Origin of the sequence: Microbacterium sp. cf332, assembly GCF_900102175.1 — a bacterium.
In the GTDB taxonomy this organism is placed as follows: Bacteria; Actinomycetota; Actinomycetes; order Actinomycetales; family Microbacteriaceae; genus Microbacterium.
In genome coordinates this window covers 1,306,201-1,325,747 of record NZ_FNKN01000001.1, presented here as the reverse complement: position 1 = coordinate 1,325,747, position 19,547 = coordinate 1,306,201, and the positions used below count along the sequence as shown (strand labels likewise).

Annotated in this window: 14 protein-coding genes and 1 tRNA gene; 8 read left to right on the top strand and 7 right to left on the bottom strand. The window is 72.6% G+C overall.

Annotated features, from left to right (window positions below):
- The first annotated feature begins 18 nt into the window (after positions 1-18).
- Complete coding sequence (locus tag BLT21_RS06325; protein WP_091500487.1) at positions 19-513, top strand: MarR family winged helix-turn-helix transcriptional regulator; 495 nt, start codon at positions 19-21, stop codon at positions 511-513.
- Between the two features lie 123 nt (positions 514-636).
- Here the strand turns inward: BLT21_RS06325 and pgm are convergent, their stop codons facing one another.
- Together pgm and BLT21_RS06315 are read right to left on the bottom strand one after the other, a co-directional pair.
- Positions 637-2,277, bottom strand: a complete 1,641-nt coding sequence (pgm, locus tag BLT21_RS06320; protein WP_091500486.1) for a phosphoglucomutase (alpha-D-glucose-1,6-bisphosphate-dependent) — start codon at positions 2,275-2,277, stop codon at positions 637-639.
- Positions 2,278-2,410: 133 nt separating this feature from the next.
- The gene (locus BLT21_RS06315; protein ID WP_091500485.1) at positions 2,411-3,331 is read right to left on the bottom strand and encodes a LysR family transcriptional regulator; all 921 of its coding nucleotides are present in this window, start codon (positions 3,329-3,331) and stop codon (positions 2,411-2,413) included.
- Positions 3,332-3,403: 72 nt separating this feature from the next.
- Here BLT21_RS06315 and BLT21_RS06310 point away from each other — a divergent pair, with 72 nt between their 5' ends.
- The 3 genes from BLT21_RS06310 to BLT21_RS06300 all read left to right on the top strand — a co-directional run bounded on the left by BLT21_RS06310 (position 3,404) and on the right by BLT21_RS06300 (position 6,849).
- Positions 3,404-4,300: an EamA family transporter gene (locus tag BLT21_RS06310; RefSeq protein WP_091500484.1), complete on the top strand. Its 897-nt coding sequence runs from the start codon at positions 3,404-3,406 to the stop codon at positions 4,298-4,300.
- Positions 4,297-5,259: a prephenate dehydratase gene (pheA, locus tag BLT21_RS06305; protein ID WP_091500483.1), complete on the top strand. Its 963-nt coding sequence runs from the start codon at positions 4,297-4,299 to the stop codon at positions 5,257-5,259. The genes BLT21_RS06310 and pheA overlap by 4 nt, the downstream gene beginning before the upstream one ends.
- 201 nt (positions 5,260-5,460) lie before the next feature.
- Positions 5,461-6,849, top strand: a complete 1,389-nt coding sequence (locus BLT21_RS06300) for a pyridoxal phosphate-dependent decarboxylase family protein (RefSeq protein WP_091500730.1) — start codon at positions 5,461-5,463, stop codon at positions 6,847-6,849.
- Positions 6,850-7,065: 216 nt separating this feature from the next.
- Here BLT21_RS06300 and BLT21_RS06295 read toward each other — a convergent pair whose 3' ends face one another.
- The 3 genes from BLT21_RS06295 to BLT21_RS06285 all read right to left on the bottom strand — a co-directional run bounded on the left by BLT21_RS06295 (position 7,066) and on the right by BLT21_RS06285 (position 10,708).
- Complete coding sequence (locus BLT21_RS06295) at positions 7,066-8,112, bottom strand: LLM class flavin-dependent oxidoreductase (RefSeq protein WP_091500482.1); 1,047 nt, start codon at positions 8,110-8,112, stop codon at positions 7,066-7,068.
- Between the two features lie 51 nt (positions 8,113-8,163).
- Positions 8,164-9,528: a cryptochrome/photolyase family protein gene (locus tag BLT21_RS06290; protein WP_091500481.1), complete on the bottom strand. Its 1,365-nt coding sequence runs from the start codon at positions 9,526-9,528 to the stop codon at positions 8,164-8,166.
- A 178-nt stretch (positions 9,529-9,706) separates the two neighbouring features.
- Positions 9,707-10,708: a diacylglycerol/lipid kinase family protein gene (locus tag BLT21_RS06285; RefSeq protein WP_256335972.1), complete on the bottom strand. Its 1,002-nt coding sequence runs from the start codon at positions 10,706-10,708 to the stop codon at positions 9,707-9,709.
- 329 nt (positions 10,709-11,037) lie between these two features.
- Between BLT21_RS06285 and serS the strand changes: the two genes are divergently transcribed.
- The 3 genes from serS to BLT21_RS06270 all read left to right on the top strand — a co-directional run bounded on the left by serS (position 11,038) and on the right by BLT21_RS06270 (position 13,380).
- Positions 11,038-12,303, top strand: a complete 1,266-nt coding sequence (gene serS, locus BLT21_RS06280; protein WP_091500480.1) for a serine--tRNA ligase — start codon at positions 11,038-11,040, stop codon at positions 12,301-12,303.
- Positions 12,300-13,244 (top strand): HAD family hydrolase, encoded by a 945-nt coding sequence (locus tag BLT21_RS06275; RefSeq protein WP_091500479.1) that lies wholly within the window; start codon positions 12,300-12,302, stop codon positions 13,242-13,244. Before serS ends, BLT21_RS06275 begins: the two co-directional genes overlap by 4 nt.
- Positions 13,245-13,292: 48 nt before the next feature.
- A tRNA-Ser gene (locus BLT21_RS06270) sits at positions 13,293-13,380 on the top strand.
- Positions 13,381-13,431: 51 nt separating this feature from the next.
- Here the strand turns inward: BLT21_RS06270 and BLT21_RS06265 are convergent.
- Positions 13,432-15,900: an acyltransferase family protein gene (locus BLT21_RS06265; RefSeq protein ID WP_091500478.1), complete on the bottom strand. Its 2,469-nt coding sequence runs from the start codon at positions 15,898-15,900 to the stop codon at positions 13,432-13,434.
- A gap of 202 nt (positions 15,901-16,102) precedes the next feature.
- On the opposite strand from BLT21_RS06265, the gene BLT21_RS06260 reads away from it, so the two are divergent.
- Positions 16,103-17,734, top strand: coding sequence for a RecQ family ATP-dependent DNA helicase (locus BLT21_RS06260; RefSeq protein ID WP_371113422.1), 1,632 nt, complete (start codon positions 16,103-16,105; stop codon positions 17,732-17,734).
- On the opposite strand, the gene BLT21_RS06255 is transcribed toward BLT21_RS06260, so the two are convergent.
- Positions 17,677-19,338, bottom strand: coding sequence for a helix-turn-helix transcriptional regulator (locus BLT21_RS06255; protein WP_176786822.1), 1,662 nt, complete (start codon positions 19,336-19,338; stop codon positions 17,677-17,679). The two genes, BLT21_RS06260 and BLT21_RS06255, sit on opposite strands and share 58 nt — an antisense overlap.
- Positions 19,339-19,547 lie beyond the last annotated feature (209 nt).

The window sequence follows — 19,547 nt, the reverse complement described above, 5'->3', positions numbered from 1 at the left end:
AAAGGTAGGATCGAGCCCATGACGAACGCGCCACGCTCCCTGACGTCGACGCAGCTGGAGGCCTACCTCGCCTTCACGGAGGTGGGCAGCCTGCTGCGCCCCGCCGTCGAGACGCAGCTGAAGGATGCCGGCGGCCTGAGCTACGTGCAGTTCCAGCTGCTGGCGCGGCTGAACGACGCCCCGGGCGGCAGCCTGCGCATGACCGACCTCGCCGACGGCGTGGTGTACAGCCGCAGCGGACTGACCTACCAGGCCACGCTGCTCGAGCAGCGCGGATACGTCACGCGGTCACCGTCCGTCGAGGACGAGCGCAGCACGGTGGTCGCCCTCACGGGTGCGGGGCGCGAGGTGCTGGCCGCCGTGTTCCCCGGTCACATCGAGACGGTGCACCGGCTGCTGTTCGCGCCGCTGTCGGACGCGGATGCCGCCGACCTCGCGCGCATCCTCGGCAGTGTGACGACGCACCTGCGCTCGGCGCCACCGCGTTCGGCGTCCCGGCGTCGTCAGGCCTGACTGCCTGCCGCGCTCGCGCGAGCGCACGGCTTCGCCGCGAGCGCACGGCCTGCTCGCGCTCGAAGGTCGTGCACTCGGCGCTCGGCCGTGCACGGGGCGTGATGCGAGGATGCCGTGGGCGCGTTAGGCGCCGAGCGCGGCCGAGACCACGGCGCGGGCCTCGGCCTGCACCTCGGCGAGGTGCTCGGGACCGCGCAGGCTCTCGGCATAGAGCTTGTAGACGTCCTCGGTGCCGGAGGGGCGGGCGGCGAACCAGGCGTGCTCGGTCTGCACCTTGAGTCCGCCGATCGCCGCACCGTTGCCGGGCGCATGCGAGAGCTTGGCCGTGATCGGCTCGCCGGCCAGCTCGGTGGCCGAGACGGCGTCGCCCGAGAGCTTGCCGAGTGCAGCCTTCTGCTCGGGCGTGGCCGCGGCGTCGACGCGCTGGTAGGCCGACGACCCGAACTCGGCCTCGAGTTCGGCGTACCGCTGCGACGGCGTCTTGCCGGTGACCGCGAGGATCTCGGCGGCGAGCAGGCACAGCAGGATGCCGTCCTTGTCGGTCGTCCACACGCTGCCGTCTGTGCGGAGGAACGAGGCCCCCGCCGACTCCTCACCGCCGAAGGCGACAGATCCGTCGAGCAGGCCCGGAACGAACCACTTGAAGCCCACGGGCACCTCGAGCAGCTCCCGCCCGAGCGACGCCGCGACCCGGTCGATGATCATCGACGAGACGAGGGTCTTGCCCACGGCGGCATCCGCCGGCCAGCCCGGACGGTTCGCGAACAGGTAATCGATCGCGACGGCGAGGTAGTGGTTCGGGTTCATGAGCCCGGCGTCGGGTGTCACGATGCCGTGACGGTCGGCGTCGGCGTCGTTCCCGGTGAGGATGTCGTACTCATCGCGCCGCGCCACGAGGGCGGCCATCGCCGACGGCGACGACGGATCCATGCGGATCTTCTCGTCCCAGTCGAGCGTCATGAACTTCCAGGTCGGGTCGACCTCGGGGTTCACGACGGTCAGGTCGAGGCCGTACACCTCGGCGATGAGCGCCCAGTACTCCACCGACGCGCCGCCGAGCGGGTCGGCCCCGATGCGAACGCCCGACGTCTTGATCGCGTCGATGTCGATGATCGTGGCCAGGTCGCGCACGTAGGCGTCGCGGAAGTCGTACTGGCCGAGTGCGTCGAGGTCGATGTCGGCGTGACGGGTGCGGTGCACGCCCTCGAGACCGGCGGCGATCAGCTCGTTGGCCCGGTTCGCGATCCATGAGGTCGCGTCGGTGTCGGCGGGTCCGCCGTGCGGGGGGTTGTACTTGAAGCCGCCGTCGCGCGGCGGGTTGTGCGACGGGGTGACGACGATGCCGTCGGCGCGGGCCGCGTCGTCGAGTGCGCGGCCGCGGTTGTACGTCAGGATCGCGTGGCTCAGCGCGGGCGTCGGCACCCACGAGTCGCGTGAGTCGACACGGACGTCGACGTCGTTCGCGACGAGCACCTCGATGGCGCTGCGCTCGGCCGGGAGGGAGAGTCCGTGGGTGTCGCGCCCGAGGAAGAGCGGTCCCTCGATGCCCTGCGCGCGCCGGTAGTCGACGATGGCCTGGGTCGTGGCGAGGATGTGGTCCTCGTTGAAGCTCGTCGACAGCGACGATCCGCGGTGGCCGCTCGTTCCGAACGCGACGCGCTGCCCGGGCACTCCGGCATCCGGCTTGCGGTCGTAATAGGCGGCGATCAGCTCATCGATGTCGATGAGGTCGGATGCTTCTGCGGGCGCTCCTGCACGGCTCATGGTGACAGTCTGCCCGTTTCCGCGCCCGCCGGTGGCGGATTGACACGGCACTCACGACACTCACGGCACGCGGCTGGCACTCACGGCCCCGCGGGCCCGCCGCCTGAGCGGTCGCCGAGCGGCGGCGGCCGGTTCACTCGCCGCCGTGAGCACCGCTGTGGGCGAGGAGGGCGGCCAGCGTCGCCCGCAGGCCGGGTGAGTCGGCCTGCGATCGGCGGTGCACGGCGACGATGTCGCGCGTCGATGCCGGCTCGACGGTCGGCACGGCGACGAGGTCCGGACCGAGATCGCCGCGCCCCAGGCGCGGCACGAGCGCGACGACGGCCCCGGTGCGGGCGAGCGCGATGTGGTTCTCGAACTCCATCGACTCGTAGAGCACCCGCGGCGCCCCGCCGATCCCGTCGAAGAGCCGGCGCAGCCATTGACGGCAGATCGTCGTCTCGAAGGTCGCGACCCACCGCTGATCGGCGAGGTCGGCCGGATGCAGCACCTCGCGGTGTGCGAGCGGGTGGTCGCGGTGCAGGATGATGTCGGCGACATCCGTGAAGAGCGGGGTGACGACGAGGTTTTCGGGGATCGCGAGGGCGACGCCGCCCCACTGATGCACGATGCCGAGGTCGCGCTGGCCCGAGGCGACGAGCGCCACGGTCTCCCAGGGCTCGCTCTCGCGCACCGGCAGCCGCAGATCCGGGTGCGCGGCGGCCAGCTCGACGAGCACGGATGCGAGCAGGCCGCGTACGACGGTCGAGAAGGCGGCGATGCGGAGCTCGCCCGTCACCCGACCGTTCTCGCCGGCTCCCGCGTGCAGGTCTGCGCGCAGTCTTTCGAGGTCGGCGAGGATCGGCGTCGAGCCGACGACGAGCTGCGAGCCCGCTGCGGTGAGCGCGACGCCGCGACCGACCCGTTCGAGCAGCGCGACCCCGGTCTCGCGTTCGAGGCGCTTGATCTGCTGCGACACCGCCGAAGGCGTGAACCCCAGAGCGGATGCCGCCGACGCCACGCTGCCCTCCCGCGCGACAGTCCGGAGGGAGTGCACGGCATCCAGATCGATCATGAAGGAATTTTACCGAATCGAGCGCAGAAAGCATCGCTTGTCGTTCATCGTCCGCCGCGATGGACTGAGCCCGTGAGTCGACGCGACATGATCCTCGCCGCTACGGTGGCGACCCTCTGGGGGTTCAACTTCCTCGTCATCGAATGGGGGATGGCCGGTATCCCGCCGCTGCTCTTCGTGGCGATCCGGTTCGCGGTGGTGGCGGCGTTCGTGGTCGTCGTGCCGCCTCCGCGAGCGCGATGGACCGCCGTCGTCGGCGTCGGCCTGTTCATGAGCCTCGGTCAGTTCGGTCTCCTCTACATCGCCCTCTCGCTCGGTCTGCAGCCGGGACTCGCGGCCCTGCTCCTGCAGGCTCAGGCGGTGTTCACCGTCCTGATCGCGGCGGGCGTGCTGCGCGAGCGTCCGACCCGCGGACAGGCCATCGGCGTCGCGCTCGGCATCGCAGGACTCGCCGCAGTCGCGGTCGGGCGCGGCGGAACCGCCCCCGCGCTGGCCGTCATCCTGGCCCTCGCCGCCGCGCTCTCGTGGGCCGTCGGCAACGTGATCTCGCGGCGGGCGGGCGTCGTCACGGGCCGCGGGCCGCTCGGCGCCCTCTCGCTCACCGTCTGGTCGGCGCTCGTCGTGCCGGTCCCGGCACTCGGGTTGGCGCTGGTGTTCGAGGGGCCGCAGGCGATCGGCGGCGGGCTCGCCGGCTTCGGCATCCCGGCCCTCGTCTCGACGATCTACACCGCCGGGCTCTGCACCCTGGTCGGCTACGCGATCTTCAACTCCCTGCTCGCACGCAACCCGTCGGCCGCCGTCGTGCCGTGGGTGCTGCTGGCTCCCGTCGTGGCGATGAGCGCGGCGGCGGTGCTGCTCGGCCAGGTGCCGGCGCCCGCCGAGATCATCGGCGGAGCCGTGCTCGTGGTGGGCGTGCTCGTGACGACCGTGCGTGTGCCGTGGGTGCGTCGGTCTAGGCTCATTGCGTGACGCCCGAGCACGACGACCAGCCCGCCCGCCGCACCTACAGCTATCTCGGGCCGGCGGGGACCTTCACCGAGGCCGCGCTCGCCCAGGTGCCCGAGGCGCGCGACCAGATCTGGCGCTCGGTGCGCAACGTCGGGGAAGCCCTCGCGGATGTCGTGGACGGCCGCTCGGATGCCGCGATGATCGCGATCGAGAACTCGGTCGACGGCGGGGTCTCGACGGCGCAGGACGCGCTGGCGACGATGCCGGGCCTCCGCATCGTCGGCGAGTACCTCGTGCCCGTGAACTTCGTGCTGGTGGCACGCCCGGGCACGCGCATCGAGGACGTATCGCTCATCGCCGCGCACCCCGTCGCCTACGCGCAGTGCCTGCAGTGGCTGCTGAAGGCACGCCCCGAACACGCCCACCTGCCGGCCGCGAGCAACGTCGCCGCCGCGGTGGGGCTGCTCGACGGGGCCAGCGACGCCGACGCGGCGATCGCGCCCCCCGGCATCCTCGAGCACCACGATCTCGAGCTCCTGGCGTCCGACATCGGCGACAACGAGCACGCCGTGACCCGGTTCGTGCTGGTGAGCCGCACGGTGGCGCCGCCGTCGCCGACGGGCGCCGACAAGACGTCCCTCATCGCGGAGCTGCCCGACGACCACCCCGGTGCGCTGCTCGAGCTGCTCGAGCAGTTCTCGACGCGCGGCATCAACCTGTCGCTCATCGAGTCCCGCCCGATCGGTGACGCGCTCGGCCGCTACCGCTTCGTCATCGACGCCGACGGACACGTCTCGGACGAACGGATGGCCGACGCCCTCATGGGCGTGCGCCGATTCAGCCCCAAGGTGCTGTTCCTCGGGTCGTATCCGCGCGCCGACCGGGCGATCGTCCGGTACCCGCAGCGGTACTCCGACGACGTCTTCGTCGAGGCGCGCGACTGGCTGCGCGCCCTGATCTCCGGCGAGCCCGAGGCCTGACCCCGCTTCGCCCCCGGTGCGTCGGGCCGGTGCGGGGTTCCGGGTTCCGGGTTCCCGGTTCCGCCCGTCGAGTCGCCAGGAACTGCGGGTGCGGAGCCGGCCGGATCCGCGTTTCGTGGCGAGTCGACGCGCGGGGCGGGCGGGCCACGCGAGTCGGATTGGCCGTCGCGCACGACGGGGCGGGTGCGCGAGCATCGACGGATGCTCCCCTCCCGAGGCGACGCCGGTCGCGCCGAAGAACTCGCCCTCCTCCGTGACGCCGACCGCCGGGCCCGCGACTACGTCGAACGCATCGGCACGCGGGCCGTCTACCCGGCACCCGAGGATGTCGCCGCGCTCGCCGGCTTCGACGAGTCCCTCCCGCAACACGGGCAGGATGCCGCGGCGACGATCTCGATGCTCGACGAGCTCGGATCGGCGGCCGCGGTCGAATCCAACGGCGGACGCTACTTCGGCTACGTCGTCGGGGCGACGCTGCCCGCCGCGGCGGCCGCCGACCGGATCGCTCTCGCCTGGGACAACAGCGCATCCGCCCCGCTCGGGTCACCGGCGACGGCGGCGATCGAATCCGTCGCGGCGCGGTGGATGCTCGATGTCCTCGACCTGCCGCGCGACAGCGCCGTGGGATTCTCGACCAGCGCGGGCGCCGGAACCGTCGCCGCCCTCGCGAGCGCGCGGCAGCATGTGCTCGCCACGCTCGGCTGGGACGTCTCACGAGACGGCCTCTTCGGCGCTCCGCGCGTGCGGGTGGTCGCGAGCGAGCTGGCCCACGTCGTCGTCCGCAAGGCGCTGCGCGTCCTGGGCTTCGGGCTCGACACGGTCGAGTGGGTCACGACAGACGAACACGGGCGCATCGATCCGGCATCCCTGCCCGTGGTGGATTCCTCGACGATCGTGATCCTGCAGGCCGGAGAGGTCAACACGGGAGAGTTCGACCCGTTCGACGAGGTGATGTCGCGCGTCCGCGCCGACGCCGGGTGGATCCACGTCGACGGGGCGTTCGGGCTGTGGGCCCGCGCCTCGCGCCATCGAGCCCTGACCTCCGGGATCGAGCTCGCGGACTCGTGGACGGTCGACGGGCACAAGTGGCTCAACACCCCGTACGACAGCGCCGTCACGATCATCCGCGACCGGGATGCCGCGGCATCCGCGCTGCACTCGGACGCCGCCTACTCGACATCCACAGGCGATGCGCAGAAGGACCTCACCCTCGAGTTCTCGCGGCGTGCCCGCGGCATCCCGATCTGGGCGGCACTCCGCACCCTGGGCCGGGACGGCGTGGCGGAGCTCGTCGAGAACGCGACCGACACCGCGACCCGCATCGCCGCGGGACTCCGGTCCGCCGGCTACACGGTGGTCAACCGCGTCGTGCTGAACCAGGTGCTCGTGCGCGCCGGGTCGCCCGAGGAGACGCAGCGGATCGTCGCGGCGGCGCAGGCGAGCGGGGCGACCTGGTTCGGCGCCACCGTCTGGCGCGGCGAACCCGCCTTCCGGATCTCGGTCTCGTCGTGGCGAACCCGCCCCGAAGACGCCGATGCCCTCGTCGAGCTGCTGCGGTCGCTTCGAGACGGCGAGACCCGCCCCCGCTGATCCGAGCCGCTCGTCGGGTCGCCAGCTACCGCGGGTGTGGCGCGGGGTTGCGGCGTGCCGTCACCAGGCTGAGCGGTGGTGTCGGGTCCCAGCGGCGGTGAGTGCCGGGGCTCGGCCTGCAGACGGCACACGCCCGGGGCGCGACAGCGCCGACCGGACCGCGGGTAGAGCCGACCGGACCGCGACAGAGCCTCCCGCGGCCGCGGGAAGCCCCGGTCAGGCGGCGAGGAGCTCGAGGGTGCGGATGCGGGCGGGCGCCGCGTCGGGCTGCTCGCCGTCGTACGCCGCGGACACCGGCGAGACCATGACCTCGTCGACGCCGTGCTGCGCGGCGAACGCCGTGAGGGCCGCGCGGGTGTCGGGCCCGGTGCCGACGAACCAGCGCGAGCGCAGCGCGTCGAGCATGGGTGTCGCGAGGTGGTCGGTGGCCTCGGCGGCCGCTGCCTCCTCGACGGTCTCGAGGGCGATGAGCGGCCGGTTGCCGCGCAGTCGCGCCATCATGCGGGCCTGGGGCAGCATGAGCGCTTCCGCCTCGGCGTCGGTGTCGGCGACCACGGCGTTGGCCGTGAGGAACGTGCGGGGTGCGTCGAGCGTCTCGGACGGACGGAACTGGTCGCGGTAGAGCCCCACGGCGCGGTCGAGTCCCTCGCCCGAGAAGTGGTTCGCGAAGACGTAGGGCAGTCCGAGGGCGGCGGCGAGCTGAGCGGAGTAGTCGCTCGACCCGAGCAGCCAGACGTCGGGGGTCGACGTGGCCGATGGGGTGGCGTGCACGTCGTAGGTTCCGCCCGAGGTGAAGCGCACGGTCGCGCCGTCGCCCGACACGAGCGCGAGGATGTCGCGGATGTTGTCGGGGAACCGGTCGACGTCGCTCGTCGTGCCCGACTGCCGCAGGAGCTGCGTGATGACGGGGTCGCTGCCGGGGGCGCGCCCGATGCCGAGGTCGACGCGTCCCGGCGCGATGGCCTCGAGCGCGGCGAACTGCTCGGCGACGACGAGCGGCGAGTGGTTGGGGAGCATGACACCGCCGGACCCGACGCGGATGCGCGAGGTGCGCGACGCCGCGGCTGCGATGAGCACGGGCGGGGTCGTCGACGCCACGGCCGGCATGTTGTGGTGCTCGGCGAACCAGTACCGCCGGTAGCCGAGTTCGTCAGCCCGTTGCGCGACGGTCAGCGACGCCGCGATCGCCTGCGCACTGGTCTGTCCCGTGCGCACGGGCACGAGGTCGAGCACGGACAGGGCGGGGCGGGCTGCATCACTCATAACCCTTCTGTGAACCCCGCAGCATCCGTCGGCATTCCCCGAGCGGACCCGTCACCGCGCGTTCTTGACCGCCTCGTAGGCCTGCAGGGCGGCCTTGCGCGTCTCGGCGAGGTCGACGATCGGCTCGCGGTCGGCACTGTCGGGTGCCCACTGGCCGATGTAGAGGCCTTTCGGGTCGAACTTCTCGGCCTGCCGCTCGGGGTTGAAGATGCGGAAGTACGGCGACGCGTCGGCCCCCGATCCCGCGATCCATTGCCAGTTGAAGGCGTTGCTGGCGCCGTCGGCGTCGACCAGGGTGTCCCAGAACCACTGCTCGCCGAGGCGCCAGTCGATGAGCAGGTTCTTGGTGAGGAAGGATGCCGTGACCATCCGCACCCGGTTGTGCATGTAGCCGGTCTCCCACAGCTCCCGCATGCCGGCGTCGACCATCGGCACGCCGGTCTCGCCTTTCTCCCACGCGGTGAGGTGCGACGGCTGCAGGCGCGGCCACGGGAAGGCGTCGAATCCTTTGCGCCAGTTCTTCGTCGCGAGATCGGGGAAGTGGTAGAGCGTGTGCCAGGCGAACTCGCGCCAGCCGAGCTCGGACAGGAAGCGCGAGGCGGACGTCGCGTGCTTGCCCGCCCCGCCGCCGGTCTCGACGCCGGCGTGCCACACCGCGTGGGGGCTGAGCTCGCCCCAGCGCAGGCGCGGCGACAGCAACGAGGTCGCGCCGGCGCTGGGTTCGTCGCGGGCGGCGTCGTACGAGCCGAGGTCGTCATCGAGGAACTCGCGCAGCCGCGCGCGGGCGGCCGTCTCGCCGGGCTGCCAGCGTTCGCGTAGGCCGCCGGCCCAGTCGGGCCGGGTGGGCAGCAGCCCCCACGCGTCGAGTTCGTCGCTCGCGGGGGCCGAGCGCAGGCCGGGGACCTCGCGAGGGCGGGGGAGCGGTTCGCGCGGTGCCGGCAGATTGCGCGCGGCGTTCCAGAACGGCGTGAACACCGAGAACGGGGTGCCGCTGCCGGTCTTGACCGTCCACGGCTCGAACAGCACGTTGGCGGCGAACGACTCGACCCGGATGCCGTCGTCGCGCAGGCCGTCCTTCAGCTCGGTGTCGATCGCGCGCTCCGCTCCGCCGTAGCGGCGGTTCCAGTAGACGGCCCCCGCGCCGGTGTCGTCGACGACCGAGCGGACGACGGATGCCGCCGGTCCCCGCCGCAGCACCAGGTGCGAACCGCGCTCCCGGAGGTCGTCCGCGAGCGAGACGAGCGAGTGGTGCAGCCACCACCGCGCGGCACCGCCGAGCGGTCGGATGCCCTCGGACTCCTCGTCGAGCACGTACAGCCCGACCACCGGTTCGCCGCGGTCGAGCGCGGCGCGCAGCGCGGGGTGGTCGGCCAGGCGCAGGTCGTCGCGGAACCAGACGATGGAGGGCGAGCTCATGTCGTCATCCTGTCGGCCCGTCGGGGTGACGGCGAACGGTTGACAGAGCGGGCGTGCCCCGTGCGGCTCCGCGCCAACTCCTCAGAACCGCAACGTCGTGCACCGCCATCCGCCGCGTCGCCGCGACGACGCTCGGCACGGCTGCCGAATCTGAGGAGTTACGGCGCCGCGGGCGCGCTCAGTCTTCGGGCAGCGTGTGCCCGGCGGGCACGGCGACGACGAGGCCGCGGGCGTCGACGCGGGTCTGCACGTGCGTGGCCTCGCCGAACTCGTCGCCGTCGAGCTGCACGGGGTGCGGCTCCTGCGGGGCCAGGGCGACGCCGCGGCCGCGCGAGTAGACGACGGCGTTGTCCTTCGTCCGCAGCGAGAGCACGCGGCGTCCGGCCCGGAACTTCCGCAGGAAGCTGTTGTCCCAGGCCACCCGGCGCCAGACGAGGATCCACCCCCAGAAGCCCTTGGGCTGCATGATGACCACGTCGAGCTGGCCGTCGGTGATGGAGGCCTCGGGGATGAGCGCGATGCCCGCCTGCAGCGAGCCGCAGTTGGCGAAGAGCACGCTCTGCACGCGGGCGGCGTGCATCCGGTGGCCGTCGAGCTGGTAGACGACGCGGAACGGCTTCGCCTTGACGAGCGAGCGCGTCGCGCCGTCGACGTAGGCCACCCAGCCGACCGACTTCTTCAGCTGCGGGTTGGTGTTGGCGATCATCGCCGCGTCGAGCCCCATGCCGCCCATCACGACGAACGCGTGCTCCTCGACCTCGCCGCCGTCGCGGGTCAGCCGTGCCCAGCCGACGTCGATCGGGGTGCGGTCGCCGGTGAAGGCCGCGCGGATCATGGTCTCGGGTTCGCTGAGCGGCAGCCCGAGGTTGCGGGCGAGCAGGTTGCCCGTGCCGCTCGGCACGATCGCGAGTGGCACCCCGCTGCCGCTCATCTCGCCCGACACCGCGCGCACCGTGCCGTCGCCGCCGGCCACGAGCACTGCGCTCACGCCGGCCTCGAGGGCCTGGCGGGTGACGTCGTCACCGAGGTCGTCGACGGTCGTCTCGTAGAAGAGGGGCTCCTCCCACCCGGCCTCCTCCGCGGCGCGCAGCACCTGCTCGCGCAGCGCGTCGCCGTCGACCTTGATGGGGTTGTAGACCAGCGCCGCCTTCGGGTTGGGCTTCTCGGCGCCCCCCGCCATGGGCTCGGTGTCACCCTCGGGGCCGACGCGACGGGCTTCGCCGGTCTCGCCCTCGGTGGTGTCGGGAGCGATGTCGTCGGGCTCGCGGATGACGTCGTCGGGCGCGGCCGCCTGCTCGGGGTCGGGGGTCGCGGCATCCGCCCCGCCGGGGTTCGCGGAGGTGGGCTCGTCGGAGTGCTTCTGCGAAGAGGTGTCGTCGGAGTCGGTCGCCATGGCTACACCATAGGGGTGCCCGCCGGTGCGGGATTGCCCCTTGCGCCCGGGCGCGCAGCGGGTCGTCGTGCGGGCGCGACCGACGACGCCGGTGCGCGCGACCATAGACTTGACGCGTGATCGACCTCGCACTCCTCCGTGAACAGCCCGACCTGGTCAAGATCTCGCAGGTGAAGCGCGGCGAGTCGGCCGACACCGTCGACGCCGCCGTGGCAGCCGACCGCGAGCGCCGCGAGGCGATCACGACGTTCGAGCGGCTGCGCGCCGAGCAGAACGCCCACGGCAAGAAGGTCGCACAGGCGCCGAAGGACGAGAAGGCCACGCTCGTCGCCGAGGCGAAGGAGCTGAGCGAGCGCGTGAAGCGCGCGCAGCAGGCCGTGACCGCCGCCGAGGAGTCTGCGGATGCCGCGCTCGGCCGCATCGAGAACATCGTCATCGACGACGTCCCCGCCGGCGGCGAGGCCGATTTCGTCACGCTGCGCACCCACGGCGAGCCGCCGTCGTTCGACTTCGAGCCGCTCGACCATCTCGCGCTCGGCGAAAAGCTCGGCGCCATCGACATGGAGCGCGGCACGAAGGTGTCGGGCAGCCGCTTCTACTTCCTCAGCGGTATCGGCGCGCGTCTCGAGCTGGCCCTCATGACGCTCGGTCTCGACCGCGCCCTCGCCGCGGGCTTCACGCCGCTCATCCCGCCGACGCTCGTGCGTCCCGAGGTGATGCGCGGCACCGGCTTCCTCGGCCAGCACGCCGACGAGGTCTACCACCTCGAAGAGGACGACGTCTATCTCGTGGGAACGAGCGAGGTGCCGCTCGCGGGCTACCACATGGACGAGATCCTCGACCTCGGACGCGGCGCGAAGCGCTACGCCGGCTGGTCGACGTGCTATCGGCGCGAGGCCGGGTCGTACGGCAAGGACACCCGCGGCATCATCCGCGTGCACCAGTTCAACAAGCTCGAGATGTTCGTCTACACGACGCCTCAGGACGCCGAGGCCGAGCACCTGCGTCTCGTCGAGATGCAGGAGCGGATGCTGCAGGACCTGGGCCTGTCGTACCGCGTCATCGACGTCGCCGCCGGCGACCTCGGCTCGAGCGCCGCCCGCAAGTACGACATCGAGGCGTGGGTGCCGACCCAGGGCGCCTACCGCGAGCTGACGTCGACCTCGAACTGCACGACCTATCAGGCGCGCCGGCTCGACATCCGTCACCGTCCCGACGGGGGCAAGACCGAGCCGGTCGCGACCCTCAACGGCACGCTCGCCACGACACGGTGGATCGTCGCCCTGCTCGAGACGCATCAGCGCGCCGACGGCTCGGTCGTGATCCCCGAGGCGCTGCGGCCCTACCTCGGCGGCCTCGAGGTCGCGGAGCCCGTCGCATGACCGGCGGCGCGGACGGTCTCGGCACGCAGGTGCCCGACGCGCTTCCCGAGGAAGGCGGCCTCGAGGTCGTCGCCCCGCGGGATGCGGCGGAGATCGTCGAGGACGTCGCCGAGGGGATGCCGGTCGCCGCCGGCGCCCCGCGTCTGCTGATCGTCCTCGACATCGACGGCACGGTTCTGCTCGAGGACGAGACGCTGAGCCCCGGTGTCGTCGACGCCGTGGCCGACGCCCACGCGGCCGGCCACGAGGTCATGCTCGCCACGGGGCGTTCGTGGGAGGGCACGCACGGCATCCTCGGCGCTCTCGCCCTGAACCCCGACTACGTCGTGTGCTCGAACGGCGCCGTCATCCTCAAGCGCGTCGACGACGACTTCGCTGACGCGCTCGCGTACGAGCGCTTCTACATCGAGACCTTCGACCCGAGCGAGGTCCTGGGGCTGCTGCGCGAGCACCTGCCGCACGCCCGCTACATGGTGGAACTGCCCGACGGTCGGCGGCTCTACACGGAGGAGCTGCACGACTGGAACCTGCACGACGCCGACAAGGTCGCGTTCGAGCAGCTCTCGGCGCAGGAGGTCTGCCGTGTCGTCGTCGTCTCGCCCGACGAGACCGACTCCGACTTCGTCGAGCTCGTCGAGCGGATCGGCCTCAACGAGGTGTCGTACGCGGTCGGCTGGTCGGCCTGGCTCGACATCGCCCCGCAGGGCGTCGACAAGTCCACGGCGCTCGAACGCGTGCGCGGCTGGCTGGACATCCCGTCGACCGACGTCCTGGTCATGGGCGACGGCCGCAACGACATCGGCATGTTCCGCTGGGCCCGCGACCACGGCGGCCGGGCCATCGCGATGGCGCAGGGGGCCGCGGAGCTGCTGGCCGAGGCGTCCGAGACCACGGTCTCGGTGCAGGAGGGCGGCGTCGCCGCGATCCTGCGCGCACTCTGACGCCGCCGCGCGGCGGCTAGGATCGAAGCTCAGCGGTTCGCGCCGCTGGGAGGGTTGTCCGAGCGGCCGAAGGATCCAGTCTTGAAAACTGGTGGGCAGCAATGTCCCGTGGGTTCGAATCCCACACCCTCCGCCATCAGGCGGTTACGCGACGGCCCCGCGAACAATTCGACGCGGGCCGGAACACCTACAGCAGTCCGCGTGCGGCGAACTCGGCTCGCAGCGCCGGGGCGATGTGCTCGGCGTACGCGACGGTCAGGTGCGTGCGGTCGTAGCGCGTGGGGATGTCGCCGGCGAAAGCCGGGCAGACGAGCTCCCAGCAGGTAAACGGCAGTGAGCTGACGGCCTGGTTGCCGGACGCCGCGGCGACCTGCTCGGCGGCGGCCTCCATCTGCGCCCACGTGCTCGAGACACCTGCGGCGCAGCCGTAGGGCGAGCTCGCGGGGGCGTAGCAGCGGCCCAGGTCGGCGCCCTCGGGCGGAGGCGCGAGGTGCACGATGCGCCCCGGCAGACCATAGGTCTCGGCTTCGGCCTCCTGCCCGGCGAGCAGCGCGTCGGCCGACAGATCGGCGCCGTCGGGCGTGTGGCCGAGTGTGTACGCGTTCGACACCACGACGAGCGTCGGCGCATCGGCGAGGATCATGGCGCGCACGTCGGCCTTGCGCTGCGGGCACGCTGCCATGACGCCGGCGCCGTCGTTCTGCACGGCGACGTCGGTGAACCGGCATCCGTAGAGCCCGACCGTCGTGACCCGGATGCCGCCGCGGCTGTCGTCGGCGAGCTTGCGGAACGCCGGGGCATAGGCCATCGCCGTCGAGTCGCCGACGAGGTAGATGTGCGCGGGCGCGTCGACGCTCCCGGTGCTGCAGGCCGCGGCGTCCGGGGTCGCCTCGGGGGCGAAGCAGTCGCGCGCGGGGTTGCTCGCCGACGAGCGGGCGATGACCTCGTCGAGGGAGGGATGCAGGTCGGGCCAGGCGGTCGCCGTCGCCGCCGCGGCGAGCTCGGCCTGCAGTGCCGCGACGGGGTCGCCGGGGTCGTCGGACGCGGCATCCGCAGCGTCGGCGGCACCGTCCGCCACCTCGGCCGGCGGACGAGCCACGGGCGAGGCGACGAGGCCGCCGAAGACGTTCTGCACGACGAGCACGACGCACAGCGCAGCGATGCCGAGACCGGACGCCGCGAGGAAGGCGGGTGGCCCGAAGCGCGCCCGCCACACCGTCCAGGGCGACGCGGCGGGGTGCGCATCCGCGGGCTTCGCGGGCTCCGCGGGCTCAACGGGCGCGGCTGGCGCGGCAGCCGCGGGGGCCAGGGACGGCGCGACGGCCAGGGTGGCGGGTGGCGGCACGGCGGCAGGCTCACTCGGCGCGTCCGCGGCTCCGGCCCGTGGCATCCCCGGGTAGTAGCGGGTGCCCGGCGTCCACCCTGCGGGACGGCTGCTCAGCACCCGCGGGACGGGTGCTGGTACGGCTGCTGGGGGCGTCGCAGGTCCGGTCGGGGCCCGGAGACGTTGGTCGTCGGACGGTGCCGCATCGCGCTCCGCGATCGCGACTCGTCCGGACGTGTCGGCGCCGAGCCGGTACGGCGCGAACCGGAACGGCTGCTCGACGAGGTGGTACGAGGCCACGGCGAGGATCGCGGTGACCGCGAGGACGAGCACGACGGTCGCATCCCGGGCGGGCAGCAGCACGGCCGCGAACACGACCACGGGGAAGTGCCAGAGATAGAGCGAGTACGACACGTCGCCGATCGCGACGCTCACCGGGTTCGTCAGCGGGAAGAGGTGCCGGTGCCGCGGGTCGCCTGACATGCCGCCGGCGAGAACGAGCGCTGTGGCCGCGACGGGGAGTGCGGCCCACGGGGCGGGGAAGCCCGGCGCCTCCGGGTCGATCACGGCGAACGCGGCGACGAGTCCGGCGACGCCGACCCACGACAGGATGCCGCCGGCGGCGGCCGGGAGACGCCGCAGAATCGGTGCAACGGCGGCCAGGAGCGCACCGACGCCGAGTTCCCACGCGCGCGTGAAGGTCGAGAAGTACGCCGGCGCGGCGGCATCCGCGCTCTGCACGAGCGCCCATGCGAACGACGCGAGCACGAGCGCGGCCGCGAGGAGGCCGACCGCGACCGCCGCGCGTCGGCCGCGCCGAGCGGCGGCGGGAAGCAGCGAGACGACGGCCAGCAGCACCAGTGGCCATACGAGGTAGAACTGCTCCTCGACCGCGAGCGACCAGAAGTGCTGCAGCGGCGAGACCGCGTCGTCGGCGTGGAAGTAGTCCGTTCCGACCGCCGCGAAGCGCCAGTTCGCCGCGAGACCTGCGGACCACAGGGCGTCGACGAGGGTCTGGTCCGCCCTCGTGCGGTGGAAGACCGCGAAGGCGAGGCCCGCGGTCGTGATCAGGACGACGAGCGCGAGCGGCAGGATGCGGCGGGCGCGGCGCACGGCGAAGGCGCCGAGCCGGATGCCGCCCGTCGCCTCGACCTCGCGCAGCAGCGCGCCGGTGATCAGGAAGCCCGAGACGACGAAGAACACGTCGACCCCGACGAACCCGCCGCGGGGCCACCCAGCCGCGTGCGCGCCGATGACCGCGAGAACGGCCAGGGCGCGGAGGCCTTGGATGTCGCGTCGCGGGGTCGGGTGCGGGGGAGTCGGGCTGTTCACATACGAGTCCGGAAGGGCAGAACGAGTGTAGTGGGAGCGGTCTCATCCGCGCGAGCAACCGTCGACTCGCCAGAATCTGCGGGTGCGAGGGTCGCCGCATCCGCAGATGTTGGCGAGTCGAGGGGTCGGGGGGAGGCGCGCACAGGTCGCCATATATTGCAAGCGGCATGCGAGGGCGCGGCGCCCGCGATGGACTGGTGCCGTGCAAGCCGATGAGATCGCCCGTGTCGCCCGAGAGTCCTTCGGCATCGAGGAGCTGCGACCGCAGCAGCTCGAAGCCATCGAAGCGGCCGTCGCGGGACGCGACGTGCTGGTGGTCTGGGCGACAGGTGCCGGGAAGTCGGCCGTGTACCAGGTGACGGCCGCCCTCCGTCCGGGGCTGACCGCCATCGTGTCGCCGCTCATCGCCCTGCAGGAGGATCAGCTCGCCCGCATCGAGGACGCGCCGGACGCCCCGGAGGGCGTCGCCCTGAACTCCAGCCACGGGGTCAAGGCGCGGCACGAGGCCTGGGACAAGATCCGGTCGGGCGAGGCGTCGTACGTGCTGCTCGCACCCGAGCAGCTCGCCAAGGACGACGTGGTCGCCGACCTCGCGGAAGCGGGCGTCTCGCTGCTGGTCGTCGACGAGGCGCACTGCATCGCGGCCTGGGGCCACGACTTCCGCCCCGACTACCTGATGCTCGGCGAGGTCATCGAGCGCCTCGGCCGCCCACCCGTGCTCGCTCTGACGGCGACGGCGACGAGCCCCGTGCGCACCGAGATCATCGAGCGCCTCGGCATGGACGACCCCGCCATCCTCGTGGGCGACGTCGACCGTCCGAACATCGAGATGAACGTCCGTCGCCACAGCGAGAAGTCGGGCAAACGGGATGCCGTCCTCGACGAGGTCGCCGGGCTGCCGATGCCCGGTCTGCTCTACACCGCCACGCGCCGTGGCGCGGAGGAGTACGCCGACGCCCTGCACGAGCGCGGGGTGAACGCCGTCGCCTACCACGCGGGGCTCTCGGCGAAGGAGCGGAGCGACGTGCACGAGGCCTTCCATGACGGCACGGTCGACGTGGTCGTGGCGACCTCGGCGTTCGGGATGGGCATCGACAAGGCCGATGTGCGGTTCGTCGTGCACGCCGACATCCCCGACTCGATCGACGCCTACTACCAGGAACTCGGACGCGCCGGACGCGACGGCGAGCCCGCCACCGCGACCCTGCACTACCGACCGGAGGACCTCTCGCTGCGACGGTTCTTCGCCGCTTCCGCGCCCAAGCGGGGCGAGCTGAAGCGGCTCGTGTCGGCGATCGCCGGAGCGACGCGCTCGCGCGCCGAGCTGGCGGCGGCCGGCGGTCTGTCGTCGCGGCGCGTCACGGCGCTGCTGACGGTGCTCGTCGACGCCGGCGCGGTGCGCACCGGCCGCGACGGCGTCGCCCTGCGGCGCGGGATGACCGTCGAGCGCGCGGTCGACGCGGCGCTCGAGCGCTCGGAGGAGCGGGAGCGGATCGATGCGTCGCGCATCGAGATGCTCCGCGGGTACGCCGAGACGCGGCGCTGTCGCCGCGCGACGCTGCTGGGCTACTTCGGCCAGGACTACGTCGAGCCGTGCGAGAACTGCGACACGTGCGCGGCGTCCGCGACCGACCGGGCGGCGCGGGCCGAGGACGACGAGCCACGGGCCGACGCTCCGTTCCACGTCGACGAGGTCGTCTGCCACCACGAATGGGGCGAGGGCACGGTGATGGCCGTCGAGGACGACCGCGTGACCGTCTTCTTCGAGTCCCAGGGCTACAAGGTGCTGTCGACCGAGCTCGTGGCCGAGCGGGGCCTGCTGGCTTCCGCCTGAGTCTCCTGGACGCGGCCCATCCAGCGCACCAGCTCGCGCCTGCTCGGCAGCCCGAGCCGGGACAGGATGTTCGCGACGTGGAAGTCGATGGTCTTCTTCGACAGGTAGAGGATCTCGGCGATCTCGGCGCTCGTGAAGCCTTCGGCGACGAGCTCGGCCACGCGGCGCTGCTGTGCCGTCAGCGCGGCGAGGGCATCGCCGCTCGACCGGGTCAGCTGCGTCGCGACGTCCTCGATGATGCGGGTGCACAACCGCACGAACCCGTTGGCGCCGATCGCCGCGAGCTCGGCCCGCGCCGCCTCGTACGACCCCATCCCGTCGGTCGCGTCGCCGAGGAGCGAGACGATGGTGCCGATGACGATGCGCACCCACGTGCGACCGAGCGGATCGTCGCCGTCGCTGACGAGCTCGCGGGAGCGATAGGCGGCACGCAGGGCGGCGTCGATGTCGCCGCCGGAGTGCGCCAGCAGCGCCACGTGGGCCCAGTAGTACGAGCTCTCGTCGGCGCCCGGCTCGTCCGCCCAGCTCTCGACGAGCTCGCGATAGCGGGCCGTGCGGCCGAGGTTGCGCAGCGCCATGCCTCGCAGCGCCCGCCACTCGTGCTCGGTGAACACCCGCCGCCACCCCGGCTCGTCGGCGTCGTCGAGCAGTCGGTTCATCGCGAGCCAGTCGTTCGCGCCGATCGCGACGGCGAGTCTCGCGTGCAGCAGCACCATCTCCGCCTGCACGCTCGGCTGCGTCGCGAGGGCCCGGGTCGCCTCCTCGATGCGCGTGACGGCGGTCGCGAGATCCCCGCCCGTGGCCGGCTCGAGCGTCTCGATCGCCGCGAGCAGCGCACTGCTCCAGACGGTCGTGGGCTGCAGTCCCTCGCGGACGAGACGCGTCGCCCGTCGCGCGCCGATCCAGTCGCCCTGCCGGTACTTCACGTATGCCAGGCGGGCCTGCGCGGACGCCCGCAGGTGGGAGCGCGGCGGGAAGAGCGGGATGCCGCGAGCGATGCTGACGGCACCGGCCCCGAACTCGCCGCGCGCGGCGAGCACCTGACCCATCGCGACGAGCGCGGGGCCGTGGTGCGAGCGCAGCAGGTTGCGGGCGCGCGGCACGGTGAGGGCGGCCGAGAGCGCGTCGAGGCGCGTCGTCCCGTCGTACGTGTTCCATTCGATGAGCACGGCCGGCGCCATCATCCGGAACCACGATGCGGCGACCGCGTCGGTGTCGCCCTCGCGGGCGCGGGCGTGGGCCGTCGCCCGTTCGGCGGCGTCGACGAACCACGCCGCGTCGACCCATCGGGCGCGATCCATGAGGAAGAGTGCGGCGACCGACGCCAGCGCCGACGCGAGCAGGTCGTCCTCCCGCTCGAGCGCCGACACGGCGGCGCGCGCCGAGGCGACGATCCGTTCGTTGTCTGCGTCGGTGTGGAGCGAGACGAACGCCAGCGCCGCGTCGCGCATCGCCCCGGGCGGGAGGGACGCGAGCTCCGCGGCGTACGACGGGAGCTCCGGCGCGGTCGACATCTCGAGGTCCGCGGCCAGCAGCCGCGCGATGAGACGCGGATCGCCCCACTCGGCGGCGAAGGCGAAGAGATCATCGATGCCGTCGCGCATGCGCACCTCCTCGGCGGGGCGTCCGGCCGGCGGGACGCCGCTCGCGGTTGGTCCATGGTGGCATACGGCGCTCCGCCGCATCGGATTACCAGTCGCGCGGCCCTGACCCTGGGATCGGCTACCAGTTTCGCTGCGATCGGTCGGTCGCCACCGCGCGGGTTCATTAGCGTCGGTGGAAGCGCGGCAGGGCATGTCGGGTGGTGGCGACC

What these genes read in the sequence shown, in the direction of transcription:
- BLT21_RS06325 (WP_091500487.1), top strand. Translation starts at nt 19, where the DNA reads ATGACGAACGCGCCACGCTCCCTGACGTCGACGCAGCTGGAGGCCTAC.
- BLT21_RS06295 (WP_091500482.1), bottom strand. Translation starts at nt 8,112, where the DNA reads ATGAGTGATGCAGCCCGCCCCGCCCTGTCCGTGCTCGACCTCGTGCCC.
- pgm (WP_091500486.1), bottom strand. Translation starts at nt 2,277, where the DNA reads ATGAGCCGTGCAGGAGCGCCCGCAGAAGCATCCGACCTCATCGACATC.
- BLT21_RS06285 (WP_256335972.1), bottom strand. Translation starts at nt 10,708, where the DNA reads ATGGCGGGGGGCGCCGAGAAGCCCAACCCGAAGGCGGCGCTGGTCTAC.
- BLT21_RS06300 (WP_091500730.1), top strand. Translation starts at nt 5,461, where the DNA reads ATGCTCCCCTCCCGAGGCGACGCCGGTCGCGCCGAAGAACTCGCCCTC.
- BLT21_RS06275 (WP_091500479.1), top strand. Translation starts at nt 12,300, where the DNA reads ATGACCGGCGGCGCGGACGGTCTCGGCACGCAGGTGCCCGACGCGCTT.
- BLT21_RS06255 (WP_176786822.1), bottom strand. Translation starts at nt 19,338, where the DNA reads ATGCGCGACGGCATCGATGATCTCTTCGCCTTCGCCGCCGAGTGGGGC.
- BLT21_RS06315 (WP_091500485.1), bottom strand. Translation starts at nt 3,331, where the DNA reads ATGATCGATCTGGATGCCGTGCACTCCCTCCGGACTGTCGCGCGGGAG.
- BLT21_RS06290 (WP_091500481.1), bottom strand. Translation starts at nt 9,528, where the DNA reads ATGAGCTCGCCCTCCATCGTCTGGTTCCGCGACGACCTGCGCCTGGCC.